The organism is Pseudomonas sp. TNT3, assembly GCF_010095445.2.
Classification (GTDB): Bacteria; Pseudomonadota; Gammaproteobacteria; order Pseudomonadales; family Pseudomonadaceae; genus Aquipseudomonas.
In genome coordinates this window covers 1-17,357 of record NZ_WFGV02000022.1, presented here as the reverse complement: position 1 = coordinate 17,357, position 17,357 = coordinate 1, and the positions used below count along the sequence as shown (strand labels likewise).

General features: G+C 58.6%; 13 protein-coding genes and 1 pseudogene. 10 read left to right on the top strand and 4 right to left on the bottom strand.

Going from position 1 to position 17,357, the window contains the following annotated elements; genetic code table 11:
* Positions 1-1,541 precede the first annotated feature (1,541 nt).
* The gene (locus GBC55_RS14835; RefSeq protein ID WP_162438093.1) at positions 1,542-1,832 is read right to left on the bottom strand and encodes a helix-turn-helix transcriptional regulator; all 291 of its coding nucleotides are present in this window, start codon (positions 1,830-1,832) and stop codon (positions 1,542-1,544) included.
* Positions 1,833-1,916: 84 nt separating this feature from the next.
* On the opposite strand from GBC55_RS14835, the gene GBC55_RS14830 reads away from it, so the two are divergent.
* The 4 genes from GBC55_RS14830 to GBC55_RS14815 all read left to right on the top strand — a co-directional run bounded on the left by GBC55_RS14830 (position 1,917) and on the right by GBC55_RS14815 (position 6,169).
* On the top strand, positions 1,917-2,444 hold the full coding sequence (locus tag GBC55_RS14830; RefSeq protein WP_247266914.1) for a hypothetical protein: 528 nt from the start codon (positions 1,917-1,919) through the stop codon (positions 2,442-2,444).
* 169 nt (positions 2,445-2,613) lie between these two features.
* Complete coding sequence (locus GBC55_RS14825) at positions 2,614-3,189, top strand: hypothetical protein (protein WP_247266913.1); 576 nt, start codon at positions 2,614-2,616, stop codon at positions 3,187-3,189.
* A 711-nt stretch (positions 3,190-3,900) separates the two neighbouring features.
* A complete protein-coding gene (locus GBC55_RS14820) occupies positions 3,901-5,958 on the top strand; it encodes a carbon starvation CstA family protein (protein ID WP_162438092.1) in 2,058 nt (685 codons plus the stop codon).
* 13 nt (positions 5,959-5,971) lie between these two features.
* Positions 5,972-6,169 (top strand): YbdD/YjiX family protein, encoded by a 198-nt coding sequence (locus GBC55_RS14815; RefSeq protein ID WP_059406027.1) that lies wholly within the window; start codon positions 5,972-5,974, stop codon positions 6,167-6,169.
* A gap of 148 nt (positions 6,170-6,317) precedes the next feature.
* Here the strand turns inward: GBC55_RS14815 and GBC55_RS14810 are convergent, their stop codons facing one another.
* The 3 genes from GBC55_RS14810 to GBC55_RS14800 form a co-directional block, all read right to left on the bottom strand.
* Positions 6,318-6,608 (bottom strand): hypothetical protein, encoded by a 291-nt coding sequence (locus GBC55_RS14810; protein ID WP_162438091.1) that lies wholly within the window; start codon positions 6,606-6,608, stop codon positions 6,318-6,320.
* A gap of 443 nt (positions 6,609-7,051) precedes the next feature.
* Positions 7,052-7,780 (bottom strand): class I SAM-dependent methyltransferase, encoded by a 729-nt coding sequence (locus GBC55_RS14805; RefSeq protein WP_162438090.1) that lies wholly within the window; start codon positions 7,778-7,780, stop codon positions 7,052-7,054.
* Positions 7,781-7,896: 116 nt separating this feature from the next.
* Entirely contained in the window at positions 7,897-10,065 is a 2,169-nt protein-coding gene (locus GBC55_RS14800) for a TonB-dependent receptor (RefSeq protein ID WP_162438089.1), read from the bottom strand.
* A 603-nt stretch (positions 10,066-10,668) separates the two neighbouring features.
* On the opposite strand from GBC55_RS14800, the gene GBC55_RS14795 reads away from it, so the two are divergent.
* The 6 genes and pseudogenes from GBC55_RS14795 to GBC55_RS14770 form a co-directional block, all read left to right on the top strand.
* Positions 10,669-12,372: an ABC transporter substrate-binding protein gene (locus tag GBC55_RS14795; RefSeq protein ID WP_162438088.1), complete on the top strand. Its 1,704-nt coding sequence runs from the start codon at positions 10,669-10,671 to the stop codon at positions 12,370-12,372.
* Positions 12,369-13,301 carry an ABC transporter permease gene (locus tag GBC55_RS14790; RefSeq protein ID WP_162438087.1) on the top strand — a complete coding sequence of 311 codons (933 nt, stop codon included), beginning with the start codon at positions 12,369-12,371 and terminating at the stop codon, positions 13,299-13,301. The genes GBC55_RS14795 and GBC55_RS14790 overlap by 4 nt, the downstream gene beginning before the upstream one ends.
* Positions 13,302-13,324: 23 nt before the next feature.
* Positions 13,325-14,599 carry an acyl-CoA dehydrogenase family protein gene (locus GBC55_RS14785; RefSeq protein WP_162438086.1) on the top strand — a complete coding sequence of 425 codons (1,275 nt, stop codon included), beginning with the start codon at positions 13,325-13,327 and terminating at the stop codon, positions 14,597-14,599.
* Positions 14,596-15,945 carry an LLM class flavin-dependent oxidoreductase gene (locus GBC55_RS14780; protein ID WP_162438085.1) on the top strand — a complete coding sequence of 450 codons (1,350 nt, stop codon included), beginning with the start codon at positions 14,596-14,598 and terminating at the stop codon, positions 15,943-15,945. Before GBC55_RS14785 ends, GBC55_RS14780 begins: the two co-directional genes overlap by 4 nt.
* 38 nt (positions 15,946-15,983) lie before the next feature.
* The gene (locus tag GBC55_RS14775; RefSeq protein WP_162438084.1) at positions 15,984-17,036 is read left to right on the top strand and encodes an NADP(H)-dependent aldo-keto reductase; all 1,053 of its coding nucleotides are present in this window, start codon (positions 15,984-15,986) and stop codon (positions 17,034-17,036) included.
* Positions 17,037-17,080: 44 nt separating this feature from the next.
* Positions 17,081-17,357, top strand: a pseudogene (locus GBC55_RS14770) (ABC transporter permease); the annotation flags it as partial.

Genomic DNA, 17,357 nt, shown 5'->3' with positions numbered 1-17,357 from the left:
GATGAAAGTGACGAAAGAAATATTATCGGCGGCTACATATGAGCCGCAGTCAAGTAACAGCTACCGTGGCGCTGTCACTTTATTACTGGGCAAACGAAAGCGAATCACCAAGGCCGCAGTTGAGGCGTTTCTCGCTTCATCAGAAGCCAGACGACGGAAATTTCCGTTTTTCCGACGCCGTTGCATGATTCCTTGAAAACTCGCCTCCATACGTTCGGCGGACAATGGGAACATGAGCATGGAAGGTCCCGAACCGACAGTGGCGGGCGGCGCCGTGACGTCCGACGTCAGTTAGCATTCTTCGACGCACCGGCCGGCATCATCTTCGCGATGGATAGTCGTCTTGAGTGGGCCAGCTTTCCTTGTCATGGCTTCTTCCTGCTGAACGTGATGTTGGCAGCCGAGGATCCATGGGGTCGATACCTACAGCGGATCTCCATTTTGGTGGCATCGGTGGGGACTTGCAGTAGGGTGTCTGACCGGGAGCGATATGCACCGTAAGCCGGTTCGCGCAGATGATCTCGGCTAGCATGTCTACCTCCTGAAAGATGTGGTGTATGCCATATAGTGATCGGCATATGCCGAATATGTCAGCGTTGATCCGCAATCGGTCGTCAGCACTGAAAATTGGTGTGTTCTGGGGGGAGGCAGTGATGCGGGCTTCCCTTTAAGATGTCCACTCGCACTGCGGTTCCTGAGGCTTCAGAGTGATAGGACCATCCCGCCTACTACCGCATCCCTTCGGGACGTTGAAATATTGGATGGGGCAGCACACGTCCTGGCGCGAAAGCTGAGCTTGAATGTAATCGCCTACCTGGGCAGACAGGAAACCAATTTGTCAAAATCAGCTGGCAGTCAGAATCTCGCTTCAACTGGCAAAAGCATTGTGAGCATAATGAACGGCCCTGCAGATACCAAATTTTGGATAGCGTAGATAGCGTAATGATTGAAACTCAGCTTCGGACCGTGAAATGCCACGATTGTGCAGATGGGAGTGGCGACGTCTTCGTTGACTTACCGGCTGACTTACTCGTGGACCTGGGACTGAGTATCGGCGACGTATTATCATTGAGGTGATCAATAGTGCAATTGCTTTGACGCCGAAGGCAAAAGATCTGATGACATTATGAAACACGATGAGCGTCAACTTAGATCTCAAGTGACTGCATGGAAGTCGCACCTGCCAATGGCTACCGGGGCGGGGCAGTGCTTGACGCAAGCCTACCGTGACAGGCATCAATCGGCCGGCTGTGGCGTGCCACGATAGGCTGAAAACCAAACAGGTGTATGCCTCCCGTGCTTGGCTTCTATGGCCGCGGTGAGCGCCAGCGGGTTAGTTTGATCGACAACGCCTCCGATGGCATCCACCTCGGCCCCGATTTGTCGCTTATCTTGACTGCATCACCATCAGGTCTCTGTCGCCAAGCACTGCGGAGAGGCGCTGAATGGCTTTTACTTATGTCCCGCCGCGGCTATGACCTTCAAGTGCAACCATGTAAAATTGCGCGTCGGATGCCAGAGGCTCCGGTTCCGTCTTCTATCTATGAGTCGCGGGACGGGGACGAAAGGCTCTCTCGTCGGATACGCTCAAACAACGAGTCTAAATCCGTATCAGGATCGAGTACCAAAAAACTCTCGAGAAGAAGGGTGAGCGGATGTACTCCCATTCTGCCAGCAAGCTCCGATGCTTTCTCCAAAGTGACGTTTTTGAGACCTCGCTCTAGGGTGCTGAGGTATGTCCTACTGCTGACGATCCCAAAATCTTCTTGCGTCAACCCCCGGCGTATCCTTGTGTTGCGTAACGCTATGGCAAACGCTTCCCGCAGTTCCATTTTGCTTCATCCACAAAAGGAACGATGAGGCCTTCTTGAGCTCTATAGGGCTACAATCTATAGTGTTCATTTAGCGAGGTTTTTATGGCCGCATTACAGCTGAGTGCCCGTCAGTTGTCAGCCACAAACAATGAGCACAGTCCCTCAACTATGCTGATTGTCGCAGTGGCGAACGTTGCTCAGCCGGAGCAGGGTGTAGAGATTATCAAGCGCATTTCCGGCCAAAATCTGATCGATCTCTTCAACGAAATGGATCGACCAGATGCAGAAACAGCGATTGTTGGAGTCCTTTTCGCGATTCCGCCAGCACTTAATGGTTCTGCAAGATGGACCGCTGAAAATGTGGTTGATTTTGCCCGGGTCAAGCTCAAGGGGAGGGGAGAGGCTTTCATGGATACATATGCATATCGGCTTGCTTCAAAAGCTGTATTCCGAGACAACGCTAAGGTCGAGCCAGCAGATATCCTGGACTGGAGATCACTCTACGAAACGTCCAATGCCAGGGGTGAAGTCGACGCAGAGCTTGTTGCTCATCAAACCTGGCTGTCGGTCGTCATCACTCGTATGGTCAACGCAGTCAATCTACCTGACGATGGGGAAGAACCTGAGTAGTTGCCCGCAGGGGTTGGGCAGGCTACGAATCTCAAGGGGCGCGGCAGGAAAGCGGATGTATAATTTGATGCCGAATCGTCGGACGGTCGATTTTGCTCAAAGCAGCGCTTACCAACAGTGCGCGGCACGCATCGGGAGAATCGAAAGGTAAATTTGGGGAGCAGACTTCATGAAGCAGAATTCCGATAAAGATGCCAAAGGTGCCGTGGGTGAGGCGTTCAGTCGTCCCAATACCGCAACTCGATCGAGTAAACCAATGCAGGACCATGAGGTAGTCTGGTGCTCACCTCCAGAGGCATCGCTTAGGCGTACAGATGAAAAGCGCCGGACTATCGAAGAGAGAGAACGGAAAATGGTTGAGCTCGCCAAGGCTCATATCCTCTCTTGCGGCGACTTTCTTCTGGCTCCAGATTTGGCTAACCATCTGGGTATCCAGGCTGAACTCCTCAGCACCGCACTCAAGAAGTGGGAAGCGAACCACCGAATTTTCTCGATCGAACATGATGGCTTCAGATTGTTTCCCGCTTACGGATTCCCGTCGCACGGCGGAGACAGTCCAATTCCCGGTCTTATGGATATTTTATCTATTCTCTGTCCCATGAAAGATGGCTGGGGACTTTCATTCTGGTTTATCTCACCTAATGGGTTCCTCGGGGGCGAGCGCCCGCAGGATCTCCTTTCTACTGATGTAAACCGTGTGATCTTAGCCGCACACGATGAAGCAGTCGGTCTCACGCATGGTTAGTATGGGTGACCTGGTACAACCTTAAGATTTATAGTTTTACCTTCTGGTCAATCCAGCGGCGCATTGACGATGAGTGAACGGCGAGTTTCGATTTAGCTGTACTTTTTTTGACAACTAGGTCGGGCAGCCTCGCGTTCGAACTCAGAGGCAAAGGTACGGCGTGGCTTGATCTTCTGATACCTCAATCTGGCGAGCAACCTCGCCTAAATGGGTGTCCGGTTTCTTTAGACCACTGCACATCGAACCCGTTTACGGTACGGCGGAGAGTTTCTTATTTTCGGAATTATCTACGCGAGAGTTTCAAATTTACTAAAAGGATAGGGTTTCAAAGCACAATTTGGTGGCGAATAGTTTCAAATTTACGGAATCGCTAGCAAGTTTCTATCTTAGAGGAATTCTGGATGAAAAAAATGGGGCGATTAGTCCACGATTTCTGTTGGAGCGGGCCATCGCTGCTATCTCGCTGGCGCGGGGTTCTCATTTCAATTGACACCGCTCTCATTTCTAATGAACACCTAGGATGGCTCCCATTTAGGGTGTGTGTTTGGGCCTGTAAATGGGGGTATCTACGTAGAACTACGTAGTCCGTGTGTACGTAGTTCTGCGGATTTATTTGTGGACGGCATGCGGGGATATTGGGCCAGCTCCGCACAGCGGACACAATTATAAAAATTACCGCCGCGGCCACGAGCTGTCGGCAGGAGACACACAATGCCCCGTCTGGCTAAACACCTCGCCTGGTTTGCCGTGGCTGTCCTTGGAGCGTTCGCGCTGAGTGTCGTGGCCCTGCGCCGCGGCGAAGCCATCAACGCCCTGTGGATCGTAGTCGCAGCAGTCGCTATCTACCTCGTCGCTTATCGCTATTACAGCCTGTTCATCGCCAACAAGGTGATGCAGCTCGACCCCAATCGGGCCACGCCCGCCGTGCTCAACAACGATGGCCTGGACTTCGTACCGACCAACAAGCACGTCCTCTTCGGTCACCACTTCGCGGCCATCGCTGGCGCGGGGCCTTTGGTCGGTCCGGTGTTGGCGGCACAAATGGGCTATCTGCCCGGCACGCTGTGGCTGATCGCCGGCGTGGTGCTGGCCGGTGCGGTTCAGGACTTCATGGTGCTGTTCCTGTCCACCCGCCGCAACGGTCGCTCATTGGGCGATATGGTCCGTGAGGAAATGGGCCGCATTCCCGGCACCATCGCCTTGTTCGGCTGCTTCCTGATCATGATCATCATCCTCGCGGTGCTGGCGCTGATCGTGGTCAAAGCCCTGGCCGAGAGCCCGTGGGGCATGTTCACCGTGATGGCGACCGTGCCGATCGCGATGCTCATGGGCATCTACATGCGCTACATCCGCCCGGGCCGCATTGGCGAGATCTCGGTGGTGGGCGTGTTGCTGCTGCTGGGTTCGATCTGGCTGGGCGGGCAGATTGCTGCTGATCCGGTGTGGGCCAAGGCGTTTACCTTCACCGGGATCCAGATCACCTGGATGCTGATTGGTTACGGGTTTGTCGCAGCGGTGCTGCCGGTGTGGCTGATCCTGGCCCCCCGTGACTACCTGTCGACCTTCCTGAAAATCGGCACCATCATGGCCCTGGCGATCGGCATCCTGGTGACCATGCCAGACCTGAAAATGCCAGCACTGACCCAGTTCATCGACGGCACTGGCCCGGTGTGGAAAGGCGGTCTGTTTCCGTTCCTGTTTATCACCATCGCCTGCGGTGCGGTGTCGGGTTTCCATGCGCTGATCGCTTCCGGCACTACGCCGAAGTTGCTGGCCAGCGAAGGGCATGCCCGTTACATCGGTTACGGCGGCATGCTGATGGAATCCTTCGTGGCGATCATGGCGATGGTTGCCGCTTCGGTGATCGAGCCGGGTGTGTACTTCGCCATGAACAGCCCGGCGGCGATCGTCGGTTCCGATGCGGTGACGGTTGCGCAGACGGTCAGCAGCTGGGGCTTTGCGATCACGCCGGACGCGCTGGAAGCGGTGGCCCGGGATATCGGTGAAACCACCATTCTGGCCCGTGCCGGTGGTGCGCCGACCCTGGCTGTTGGCATCGCGCAAATCCTGCACCAGTTGCTGCCAGGTGAAAACACCATGGCGTTCTGGTACCACTTCGCGATCTTGTTTGAAGCGTTGTTTATTTTGACAGCGGTGGACGCCGGTACCCGTGCCGGGCGCTTCATGCTGCAGGACTTGCTCGGCTCGTTTGTGCCGGCGCTGAAACGCACCGAGTCCTGGACTGCCAACCTGATCGCCACCGCCGGTTGCGTGGCGATGTGGGGCTACCTGCTGTATCAAGGCGTGATCGACCCATTGGGCGGCATCAACACCTTGTGGCCGCTGTTTGGTATCTCCAACCAGATGCTGGCGGGTATCGCGCTGATGCTGGCGACGGTCGTGCTGATCAAAATGAAACGCCAGCGCTACGTCTGGGTGACCATGCTGCCCGCCGTCTGGCTGCTGATCTGCACCACCACGGCCGGTTTCATCAAGCTGTTCGACGCGAACCCGGCGATTGGTTTCCTGGCATTGGCCAAGAAGTACAGCGATGCGCTGGCCAATGGTCAGATCCTCGCTCCGGCCAAGGACATCAACCAGATGCAGCACGTGATCTGGAACGCCTACACCAACGCGACGCTGACGGCGCTGTTCCTGCTCGTGGTGTTCAGCATCCTGTTCTTTGCACTGAAAGTCGGTATTGCCGCCTGGGGTACGAAAGAGCGCACGGATAAAGAAGCACCGTTTCAGGCGCTGCCAGAGGCTTGAGTGAGGAGGGCACATGTTCAATGACTTGAGCCGCCTCGGTAAATACCTGGGGCAGGCTGCGCGCTTGATGGTGGGAATGCCTGACTACGATAACTACGTTGAGCATATGCAGAGCAAACACCCGGACAAGCCGGTGATGGATTACGAGATGTTCTTTCGGGAGCGCCAGGAGGCGAGATACGGGAGTAAGGCTGGGCCTAAGTGTTGTTGATGCGATTGTGGAATTAGCAGCAATCCTGTGGGAGCTAGCCTGCTAGCGATGGCGGACTGTCAATCAACAGTGATGTTGAATGTTCAGCCGCTATCGCCAGCAGGCTAGCTCCCACATTTGCTATCTGTGTATCCACTAACCAGGTGTATCAGCTACCGCCACTGCCACCGCTGCTGCTCCCGCCACCCGCCTTGTCAGCACCACCGGCTTTCGAGCCGGCAGGTGTAGGGCCGCTGTCGGTAGTGCCGCCATCCGCGCCTTGTGGCAGGGAAGCAGCGTCCGGATCCGCGTTGGTGGCTTTGGGCGCTGGATCACGGGTCTGGCTGGTGCCATCCGCAGAGGGCGTTCCAGTGGTCGTTTCGCCCGCCGCAAAGGCGTGAAGCGAGCAGGCCGACATGATGCCTGCAAGCGTAAGTACCGCAATTTTTCTGTTCATCATGTTGAATCTTCCTTGCGAGTGGTTAACACAACATTGGAAGGATGAACGGGCCATAGGTGCGGGCCAGCGGACGAACGGTATCGACACTCAAATCCTGAAAACCACAAAGCCCTGAAATGTCAGGGCTTTGTCGTATGGGTGAGTTGTGTCTGCGCCGTTCAATCAACGCCGCAAGCGTATTTTCTGCCAGTTATCCGCACTGGTGAGCGTTCCCGTGTCGCCGCGCACTGAATACAAGGTGGCTCGATAGAAAGCAGTGAGGCGAGAGCAGTGCAGGCCACGAAGCTTTCGGTAGGCCCATGTCCAACCATGCTTAGGTATGTCGCTCATACATTCCCCTATATCAAGATCATCCATTCCCTGAGGGTAGCAGGTTACTTCGTCGATGTCGGGCGATTGGATCCAGTCGATGCCAGATTGCCTTCGGAGCGTCTAGGTGGCGCTTATCGACTGGCGGCGACGATCAACATCATGGGGCGATGCACCTCATCGGCCAGGGCGGGACGGGCAACGAGGTCCTCGACTGACGGTCCCCACTCGTTGATGTGGTCGAGCCTGAATCCTGTGTCGATCAACAGATTCAACAGTGTTCCCAACGTGCGGTGCTGCTTGATCACATTGTCGCTCAGCCAGTTGGTCGAGCGCGGGCCCTCGACCTGGTAGTGGTCCACGGGCCATGTTTTGCCTTTGTGTTCGTCGACAATCCAGTCGGGGTGCAGCGAGGCCATGAAGATCGGGTGTTCGATCGAGAACACCAGTTTTCCCCCCGGCACCAGTGCTTGATACACCGTGCGCAGCAGTGCCGCCAGGTCAGTGATGTAGTGCAAGGTCAGCGAACTGTAGGCGAGGGTCAGGCTGGAGGGCTCAAGTTCCAGGTGTTCGAGGTCCGCCTGACGGTAAGTGATACGCGGGTGATGATGACGGGTCTCGGCACGCTCCAGCATCTTCTGCGAGACGTCCAGGCCGGTCACGCTGGCAGCGCCCTGTTCGGCGGCCCAATAACTGAACCAGCCGTAGCCGCATCCGAGGTCCACGACTTTTTGCCCGGCCATTTGCGGTAACAGCAAACGCAGGCTTGGCCATTCAGGCGCGCCGGCGAGTCCTTCAACTGAACGGGGCAGTTGGCTGTAACCCTCAAAAAATTCGGGGGTGTCATAGATGTTCTGCGTCACGTCTTGCCTCTCTCGATGAATCTCCGATGTGGGTCACAAGGGCAGCCTGCGCCAGGTCAGGCTGCCTGTATTTCAATGGTCATCGACAGCTCGATTAACCGTCACCGGGCTGCAATTCAATAACGCATTTCTACCGCCACATACGCGCCAATCCCGTCACCCGGATACAGCGCCGCAGTGTCCTGGCCTTTGGCGTCGTACAGCGGTTGGACCGCCGTGACGTATTTTTTGTTCGCCAGGTTCTTCAGATCAAGGGACACCTTCCAGTCTTTGCTGGGGGTCTCGTAACCCACGTTCGCGCCAAAAATAGTGTAGGAGGGCGCGTAGAAACTGTTGGCGTAATCCACCGCTGTGCGTGACGCGGACTGCACGTTCACACCGGTGTAGAAGCCTGTCGGATGCTCGTACTGAACTTCACCCTGATACACATGCTTGGGGATGCCCGGCAGTTGATTGTCACCAAAGGTCGGATCGTGACGGTAGTAGAAATCGTTGTAGGTGTACACCTGGCGCCACGAGACCTGCTCGCCGCTGTCGCTTTCCCATAAACGCGTGTTCAACCCGGCTTCGATGCCCTGGTGGATCGTTGGCGTCGCGTTGAAGGCGCCGGTCACCGCCGCGGCGGTCGAGGTAGCGGGGATCAGTTGAACGTTCAGCAATTCGTTCTTAACCCACGAGCGATAGAGCGCCAGGCTGCCATCGAAAATGCCTTCGGAGCCCTTGATACCGATTTCCACCGTGTTGGCTTTCTGTTCTACCAGCGGACGCACGTACGGCGCGGTCGGACCGGAACCCGAATACTCCCAGGACGCCGGTGGATCCACCGAACGGCTGACGTTGGCAAACACCTGCAGGTTCGGATTGAACTGGTAACGCACGCCGATGCGTGGCGCCAGGCTCCAGTTATCGTAGGTCACATCGGTGGGGAACGCGGTGGTGTTGGGCACCAGCGATTCCTTCACGTTGGCGTGACGACGGACGTTGATGGCCGACAGGCCGGTGGTCAGCCACAGGTCATCCACCAGTTCCAGGTCGTTGCCCAGCGAGAACACGTGGTCGAACGAGGAGCCATAGTCCACGAACTTGCGCGTCTGTTTGTTGGCAAACGTGGAATTGACTTCGCCCTTCAGATGCTCGGTGGAAGTGGAGGCCACACTCGAGCGGCTTTCATGGCCGAACCATTGATCCGTGCGGTCGTAATTGATCACGGCGCTGAGGTCATGCCAGTCCCAATAGCTCGGGTTGCTTGGGCTGTTCGGGCTGTTGTTGTGAGCGTACTCGTAGTAGGACAAACCCACCGACAAGGTGGCGTCGTCGTCGAAGGTGTAGGTGGTCTTGCTGCCGGCCCAGACGCTGCCCGGACGCCGGCTGCCGGCACCGCTGGAAGCGGCGGTTGCACTGGCGCGATCGCTGTGATGCTTGACCTGATCCAGCGTGGTGGCGCTTGGGTCGTTGTGGTACTCGTCGCGGTAACGCAGCATCAGCTGGGTTTCCAGTTTGGGGCTGAACTTGTAGCCGAAGTTGGCGACTACGCCTTGGCTTTTCGACAGGCTGTAGTCGCGGAATCCATCGCTGCGGTAATTGTCGGCGTTGACGTAGTAGTCGAAGGCACCCTCGACGCCACCAAAACTGACGCTCTGTTTGTTGTAGCCATAGCTGCCAGCTTCAGCGCGCAGGCGCAGCCCCGGCGCGGTGTAGCCGGTCTGGTTGACGAAGTTGATCGCGCCGCCCAGGCTCAAGGCTCCGTACTGAAAGGCGTTGGCACCGCGCAGGATCTCGGTGTAATTCACCCCGGAGCCGTTCAGAAACTCGTAAGGCGTGCCGCCGGGCCCGGTGATGGGCAAACCGTTGAACAGGAATTTGATGCCCTCGCGGAAATAACCCGGCGAGGTGTTGGCACCCGAGCCGCGAATGGAAATCTTCGCCGCATCATTGCCGCCGGTGGATTGCACGAACACCCCTGGCTGATAGGCGAGGGTGTCTTGCAGCGTCGCGGTCCGTCCCTTGGACACTTGCTCGCTGTCGACAATGCTGGTGCCGCCCGGTACTTCATCCAGCTGACTTTTAGCGGCCTCGACCGGTGTGATCTGCTGCCCCTTTACCGTGACCGTCTGCAGCTGTGGCTCGACTGATTTCGAAGAGCCAGCTGTTGTGGTTGATGTGTCATCCGCTTGTACGGCACCTGAAAGCAACAAGGCAGAACCGAGTCCCACTGTTGTCAACCAGGTCGCCTGTCGGATGGCCTGCGGTAACTTTTGTAACGCTCCCCGGAATACTGAACGCATCACGCTTAATCCCCAATGAATAGATAAATTCGTCTGAGCTTTCTATTCGTATAGTCATGCTTGATTGGCTCTAAGCAGTAACTGTGCCAATGGCGTTGTTAGTTGAGATTCGCCGTTTAAAGACGCTCAGTGCAGAAGTAATTTTGCTGCGAAGTGATCTTTTATTTGAACCGCTGTTGGTGTGGCAACAGTTGGTGATTCCCAGCACATCTTTGTAGGCGCACAGCTTGCTGGCGATGGCGGACCGCCATTCGATTTCGATTTCGATGTTGACTGATGCGGCCTCATCGCCAGCAAGCTGTGCTCCTACAGGGCTGTCAGCTGTTTCTGGCGCAACAGTGAATGGACAGATTGCGAAATTACCGGCAGTTGCTGACTGGCAATAAATGCATATCGATATAAGTGTTTGTCATTAATAAAGGCCCAGCCGATTCGAGTAATAAATCGAATAAACACCACGGAACAAAAGGCCTCGCGCAAGTAACCACCTTTTCAGTAATCGGCTACTCATACTCAATATCGACGCGTATTAGCCCATGGCATGTTCAGTGCATAGGCGCTTCCAATTCCAGTTATTCGCTGAACACTATTAAGGACGCGTCATTGAGAACAGTCTTCAAACTCTCGGGCCTTATCGTTTTATCCCTAGCGATAAATGCCTGCTCGCCCTCAGCGGCTCCCCAGCCCGGCGCGCCGCAGGCTGACGGGACCGTGAACAATGGAATCATTTCCTACCCGGCGGCGGATTTTCACGAGCCGTCACCGGGTCGCAGCGGTGGAACCCTGAAAGTCTCGGCAGCCTCGGACGCCGGCAGTTTCGACATCCACGCCTTGTCCAATGGCAACATTCAGTGGCTGGGCCGAATCCTGTTCGACTGCCTGGTGTATCAGGACGAGCAAGGCAACATCAGCCCGTGGCTGGCGCGTTCCTGGGAGATCTCCGAAGACGGCAAGACCTACACGTTTCACCTGCGCGATGACGTGACGTTCAGCGACGGCGAAAAATTCAACGCCGCCGCGCTGCAAACCAACCTGGAACACATGCGTGATCCGGCGACCAAGTCGCCATTGGCGGCGGCGTACATCGCGCCATACCTGGACGGCAAGGTCGTCGACGAATACACCTTCGAAGCTCACCTGCGTGAGCCCTATACACCGTTTCTGGATGTGCTGGCCCAGTCGTGGCTGGGGATGATCTCGCCGAAGCAGATCCGTGAAGCGCCGAAAACCATCGCCGAACACCCGGTCGGCAGCGGCCCGTTTCTGCTGCAAAGCTACACCCGGGATCAGGGCGCGGTCTTTGTGAAACGCCCCGGCTATCACTGGGCGCCGGCAGTCACGCGCCACGTCGGTGAGGCCTACCTGGACCGCATCGAACTCAGTTACGTCCCCGAAGCGATGATCCGCTTCACCGCGCTGGAATCCGGGCAATCGGATTTCGCCCTGGATGCGCCGGCGCAGAACGCGGCTGCAATTCGCGCCAACCCTGAACTGGTCATGCGCAGCCGCATTCGCAAAGGCAACCCGAGTCGCAGCATGACGTTCAACGTCGAGCAGCCTCCCTTCGACGACGTGCGGATACGTCGCGCGGTGGCCCGGGCAATTGATCGCGAAGGCCTGGCCTGGATTTCCGGTTTCGGCGAGTTCCTGAGCAAGGCCGATTTCCTTGCCGCCAACACGCGCTTCTATCAACCCAACAACGACGCCCTGGCGTATGACGTCAGCGCCGCCAACGCCTTGCTCGACGACGCGGGCTGGACCGTACGCGATTCTCAGGGGTACAGGACCAAAGACGGCCAGCGTCTCAAGGCGACCTTGCTGACCTATGACAATCCGGCGTTTCCCGCCAGCGTGTCGGTGGCCATACAGGCCGATCTGAAAAAAGTCGGCTTCGAGATGCCCATTGAAATGCTGCCCCTGACCCGCGTCACGGAGCGGCGCTATGCCGGCAAGTTTCAGGCCCTGGCGGCGGGTTACTGGCACACCAACACGCCTGATGGTTTGTTCGTGCTGTATCAAAGCCAGTCAATCAGCACGGCGAAACTGATTGGCCAGAACGCCGGGCGTTTTCGCGATGATGAACTGGATCGCGTCCTCAGCGCCGCGCGTCGCTCTCGCGATCCAGTGGAGCTGCAGGCGCTTTACAGCAAGGCGCAACAGCGTCTGGTTGAAACGGTCCCCGCCGTGCCTTCGGTCGAAAGCCAGGTACTGACCGCCTATGGGCGTCAGGTCCAAGGCGTGATTTTCGACACGTCCCACAACGTTCCGTTTTTCACCAGCGTCTGGCTGGACCGGGGGCAACCATGAACCTGCTCAAACGTATTGCCTGGCGTCTGCTGGCGGGCATTGGTGCGTTGTGGGGCGCAGCGACGCTGACGTTTCTGGCGGTGAACTTCAGTGGAGGCGACACCGCGCTGGCGATCCTCGGTGGCCCGGATGCCTTGCCGACGCCGGAGTTGCTGGCCAGGGTGCGTGCCGAGTACGGACTCGATCAGCCATTGATCGTGCAATACGGGCAATACTTGCTGCGCCTGGCTCACGCCGACCTGGGCGAGTCCTATCGCTTGCGCATTCCAGTGTCCCAGGCGATCGGCGAACAGATCGGCGCGACCCTGCAACTGTCCGTCAGCGCCGCGTTGTTGGCGGTGGTGTTGGCGCTGGTCTGCGCGATCCTCACCGCCAACCGTTCGCGCTGGGTTCGTTCGTTCGCGTCAGGCAGCGAACTGGTGATTTCGTCCGCACCGTCGTTCGTGATCGGCCTCTTGCTGTTGCTGGTGTTTTCGTTTCATTGGCACTGGTTGCCACCGTCCGGGTCAGTGGGCTGGCGCTCGTTGATATTGCCTTCGGTAGCGCTGGCATTACCGGTGGCGGCGGTGCTCACCCAACTGTTGCGCCAGTCCCTGGAAGACACCCTGGAACAGCCCTTTATCGCCATGGCCCGTGCCCGGGGGCTGTCCGAAACCGCCGTGCGCCTGCGCCATGCCCTGCGTCATGCACTGGTGCCTTTGGTGACGCTGGCCGGGTTCATTTTTGCCAGCCTGCTGGGCGGTGCGGTGGTCATCGAACTGCTGTTCGCACGCCAGGGCATTGGCCGCCTGATGCTTGACGCCACCAGCAACAAAGACGTGCCCATGGTGTTGGGCGTGACCTTGCTCGCCGCCGCTGTTTACGTGGTGGTGAACCTCACTGTGGATTTGATCAACCGCTGGATCGACCCTCGGGCGGATCAAGCGTGAGTGTCTATGAAAAAGGAAAAATCATGAGTGCTGCGATTTCACCTGCTGTGACCGATGAAGACCTGAACCAGCGTTTTACCGAGGTATTTGCCCGCATCGCCGACACCGCTGTCGCTCGCGAGCAGCAACGCGAGTTGGCGCATGACGCGGTGACCTGGCTGCGTGAAGCGGGGTTCGGGGCGTTGCGGGTTCCCGCCTCCCAAGGTGGCCTGGGCGCCAGTCTGCCGCAGTTGTTTCGGCTGTTGATTGCCCTGGGCGAAGCCGATTCGAACCTGCCGCAGATCGTCCGTGCGCACTTCGGCTTCGTCGAAGGCCGGCTGTCCAGCCGTGACGCCGACTCGCAGGATTACTGGCTGGGCAAAGTGGTCGACGGCCAGCTCTGGGGCGCGGCCATGGCCGAGCGCAGCGACACCACGCGCAACTCGGTCACGCTCAGTGCGGTCGAGTCTGAAACGGGTGAGACCGGCTGGCAGCTGGATGGCGAGAAGTACTACTGCACCGGCACGCTGTACGCCAACTGGATTGCCGCCGTGGCACTGGACGGGGATGACTTTGTCAGCGTCGCGGTGCCCACCGATGCACCGGGCGTGACGGTCGAGGATGACTGGGACGGTTTCGGCCAGCGCCTCACGGGCAGCGGCACCACGCGTTTCAAGGCGGTGAAGGTGCCGGCGCAGCATATCGTCCGTCGCTTCAAGAAGGACGAGCTGCGCGCCGAATCCTACCTGACGGCCTTCTATCAGCTGTTCCATCTGGCGACGTTGGCCGGCATCGCCAATGCGGTGCTGCGTGATGCCACCGAATTCGTGCAAGGGCGCACGCGGGCGTTTGGCGTACCGGGGCAATCCAGTCCCAAGGATGATCCGCTGGTGCAGCGTGTTATCGGGCGTCTGTCCAGCCTGGCCTATGCCGCGCGCACCCAGGTGTTGGCGGTGGCTCAGGTGCTGCAGGAAGTCCATGAAGCGGAGCAGGGCGGTACTGCCACCGAACAGCAGTACACCGAGGCGGAAATTCGCGCGTATCAGGCGCAACAGATCGTGCTTGAGCAAGTGCTGGAGGCCACGACCTTGCTGTTTGAAGTGGGCGGCGCTTCCGCCACCAGCGAGACCCGACGCTTTGATCGGCATTGGCGCAACGCGCGCACCCTGGCCTCGCACAACCCGGCGATCTACCGCGAGCGCGCCCTGGGCAATTACTACCTCAACAACATCAGCCCCAACGCCGCCTGGCGCCAACTGCAAGCGGCCGACGCCGAGAAGCAGGGCAGCGGCGCACGTGACGAAGCGAGTGCCGTATGAGCAAGCCATCGAGCAATACCCGTGACGGGCAAATGAGCCTGGGCATGAACATCCTGGGCTTTGGCGCGCACTCCGGCGCCTGGCGTGCGGCCGAAGTGCCGGCCAACGCGTATCTGGACGTGGAGTACTACCGCAACATCGCGCGGATTTCCGAACGCGGCTGCCTGGATGCGATTTTCCTCGCCGATGGCCCGGCGTTGGCAGGCGACGTTGCCAGTCAGCCGGGCGGACGTCTGGAACCCACCGTGTTGCTGACCGCCGTGGCGCTGGCCACCCAGCGCATCGGGGTCATCGCCACGGCCTCCAGCACCTACAACGATCCATACAACATCGCCCGCCGCTTTGCCTCGCTGGACTACATCAGCGGTGGTCGCGCGGCGTGGAACGTGGTGACCAACGCGGGTGATGCCGCTGCGCAAAACTTCGGCCTTGCCGGCGCGCCGTTACACGTGGACCGCTATGCCCGCGCAGACGAGTTCATCGACGTCACTGTGAAGTTATGGGACAGCTGGGAGGACGACGCGATCATCGGCGATGCTCGTGCCGGACGCTTTGCCGACCCGAAAAAAGTCCACACCATCGACTTCGTCGGGCAGCACTTTTCCGTCAAAGGCCCGTTGAATGTGCCGCGCTCACCCCAGGGCCGGCCGGTGCTGGTCCAGGCCGGTTCATCGGAGGGCGGCAAGGCCTTGGGCTCGCGCTACGCCGATGCGATTTTTACCACCCAGACCACCCTGGAAGACGGACAGCTGTTCTACGGCGAAATGAAAGAGCGGGCGCTGGGCTGGGGACGCAATCCCGAGCACCTGAAAATCATGCCCGGCCTGTCGACCGTGATCGGCAGCACCGAAGCCGAGGCCCATGCACGCTTCGATGCACTCAACGCGTGGCACGGTGAACACGGCTTGCTGGAGCAGGTGGCAGGCCGGATCGGCATCGCTGCCAAGGAGCTCGACCCGGACGCGCCATTGCCTTGGGATCGTATCGGTCCGGTGGCTGATTTCGAGCGCGGCTCCCAGGGTTTCCTTGAGGCGCAACTCAATCTCGCCCGTCGGGAGAACCTCAGTATTCGCCAGCTTTCGCGGCGCATCCTGGTGGGTCACCGGTTGCTGGTGGGCACGCCGGAACAGGTCGCCGACACCTTGTCGCACTGGTACCTGGCCCATGCCGCAGACGGCTTTAACATCATGCCGGACATGTTCCCCTCCGGCGTCGAGATCTTTGTCGACGAGGTCGTGCCGTTGCTGCAAAAACGCGGACTGTTCCGTCACGAGTACACCGGCAGCACGTTGCGCGAGCACCTCGGCTTGCCGTTTCCGACCAATCAATACGCGCTGCGAACCTGAACCCCGGCGTCTTCAACATTTCAATGAAAGGATGAACCATGCGTTACCGCCAATTGGGCAACAGTGATATCGAAATCAGTGTGCTGGGTCTGGGCACCATGACCTGGGGCCACCAGAACAGCGAAAGCGATGCGCATCAACAAATCGATCTGGCCCTGGCCGAAGGCATCAATTTCATCGACACCGCCGAGATGTATCCCACGCCGACCCGGGCCGAAACCTGGCGCACCACTGAGCGATACATCGGCAGTTGGCTGGCCGCCAGCGGTGGTCGTGAGCGTATTGTCCTGGCGAGCAAAATCGCTGGCCCGGCGCGCGATCCTGCGGGTCAGCAGCATATTCGCGACGGTCTCAGCCGGCATGATCGCCGCAACATCGTCGAGGCGCTGGACGGCAGCCTCAAGCGTTTGAATACGGACTACCTGGACCTCTATCAACTGCACTGGCCAGACCGCAAAACCAACTTCTTCGGTCAGCGCGAATACCCTTATCTCGATGACGCTGACAGCGTCGCCATCGAGGAAACGCTAGAAGTGCTGGCCGATCAGGTCAAGGCCGGCAAGGTTCGTCACATTGGCGTGTCCAACGAAACGCCGTGGGGCGTGGCCGAGTTCATCAAGCAAAGCGAGCGCCGCGGTCTGCCACGGATTGTCAGCGTGCAGAACCCTTACAGTTTGCTGAATCGCCTGTACGAGGGCGGCCTCTCGGAGTTCAGCCACCGCGAGGGCGTCGGGCTGCTGGCGTACTCGCCACTGGCGTTTGGTGCGCTGACCGGCAAGTACCTGGGCGGCGCGCGTCCTGAGGGTTCGCGGCTTTCGGCGGTCTATCGCACGTTCAATCGCTATGACAGCGCGTCGGCCCAGGCAGCGATCGCCGGTTACGTAGAGGTTGCGCAACAGCACAACATCAGCCCGGCGCAATTGGCACTCGCCTATGTCATCAGCAAGCCGTTCGTTGCCAGTGCCCTGACCGGTCAGACTAGCCTTGCGCAATTGCGCGACAACCTCGGTGCGCTGGACGTCACCCTCAGCGAAGAGATTCAGGCGCAAGTCCAGGCCATCCACCAACGCATTCCCAACCCCGCGCCGTGACATGACGCTTGGGGAATGACTGGGTTCGAAAAAAGGAGCGGTGAATGGCGCAGACAATTGGAACGGTGATGACAGGGCCGGTGGTGGGCGTCGGGGGGCAACGTCCATTGCGTCTTGCCCGCCTGGGACGGTTGCGACCCGGTTTGTTACTGGCCGGGGTGTTCGTGGCACTGTTGCTGCTGGCGGCAGCGTTTCCAGCGGCGCTCGCTCCGTACGACCCGCTCGATGCGTCGGCGCGATTGGCCTTCCAGCCGCCCGGCAGCGCTCACTGGCTGGGCACCGATGAAAATGGTCGGGACGTGCTCAGCCGTTTGATCCACG

Bases quoted from the DNA above. Each gene is read 5' to 3' on its own strand.
- GBC55_RS14835 (WP_162438093.1), bottom strand. From the start codon at position 1,832: ATGGAACTGCGGGAAGCGTTTGCCATAGCGTTACGCAACACAAGGATA.
- GBC55_RS14830 (WP_247266914.1), top strand. From the start codon at position 1,917: ATGGCCGCATTACAGCTGAGTGCCCGTCAGTTGTCAGCCACAAACAAT.
- GBC55_RS14825 (WP_247266913.1), top strand. From the start codon at position 2,614: ATGAAGCAGAATTCCGATAAAGATGCCAAAGGTGCCGTGGGTGAGGCG.
- GBC55_RS14820 (WP_162438092.1), top strand. From the start codon at position 3,901: ATGCCCCGTCTGGCTAAACACCTCGCCTGGTTTGCCGTGGCTGTCCTT.
- GBC55_RS14815 (WP_059406027.1), top strand. From the start codon at position 5,972: ATGTTCAATGACTTGAGCCGCCTCGGTAAATACCTGGGGCAGGCTGCG.
- GBC55_RS14810 (WP_162438091.1), bottom strand. From the start codon at position 6,608: ATGATGAACAGAAAAATTGCGGTACTTACGCTTGCAGGCATCATGTCG.
- GBC55_RS14800 (WP_162438089.1), bottom strand. From the start codon at position 10,065: ATGCGTTCAGTATTCCGGGGAGCGTTACAAAAGTTACCGCAGGCCATC.
- GBC55_RS14790 (WP_162438087.1), top strand. From the start codon at position 12,369: ATGAACCTGCTCAAACGTATTGCCTGGCGTCTGCTGGCGGGCATTGGT.
- GBC55_RS14785 (WP_162438086.1), top strand. From the start codon at position 13,325: ATGAGTGCTGCGATTTCACCTGCTGTGACCGATGAAGACCTGAACCAG.
- GBC55_RS14780 (WP_162438085.1), top strand. From the start codon at position 14,596: ATGAGCAAGCCATCGAGCAATACCCGTGACGGGCAAATGAGCCTGGGC.
- GBC55_RS14775 (WP_162438084.1), top strand. From the start codon at position 15,984: ATGCGTTACCGCCAATTGGGCAACAGTGATATCGAAATCAGTGTGCTG.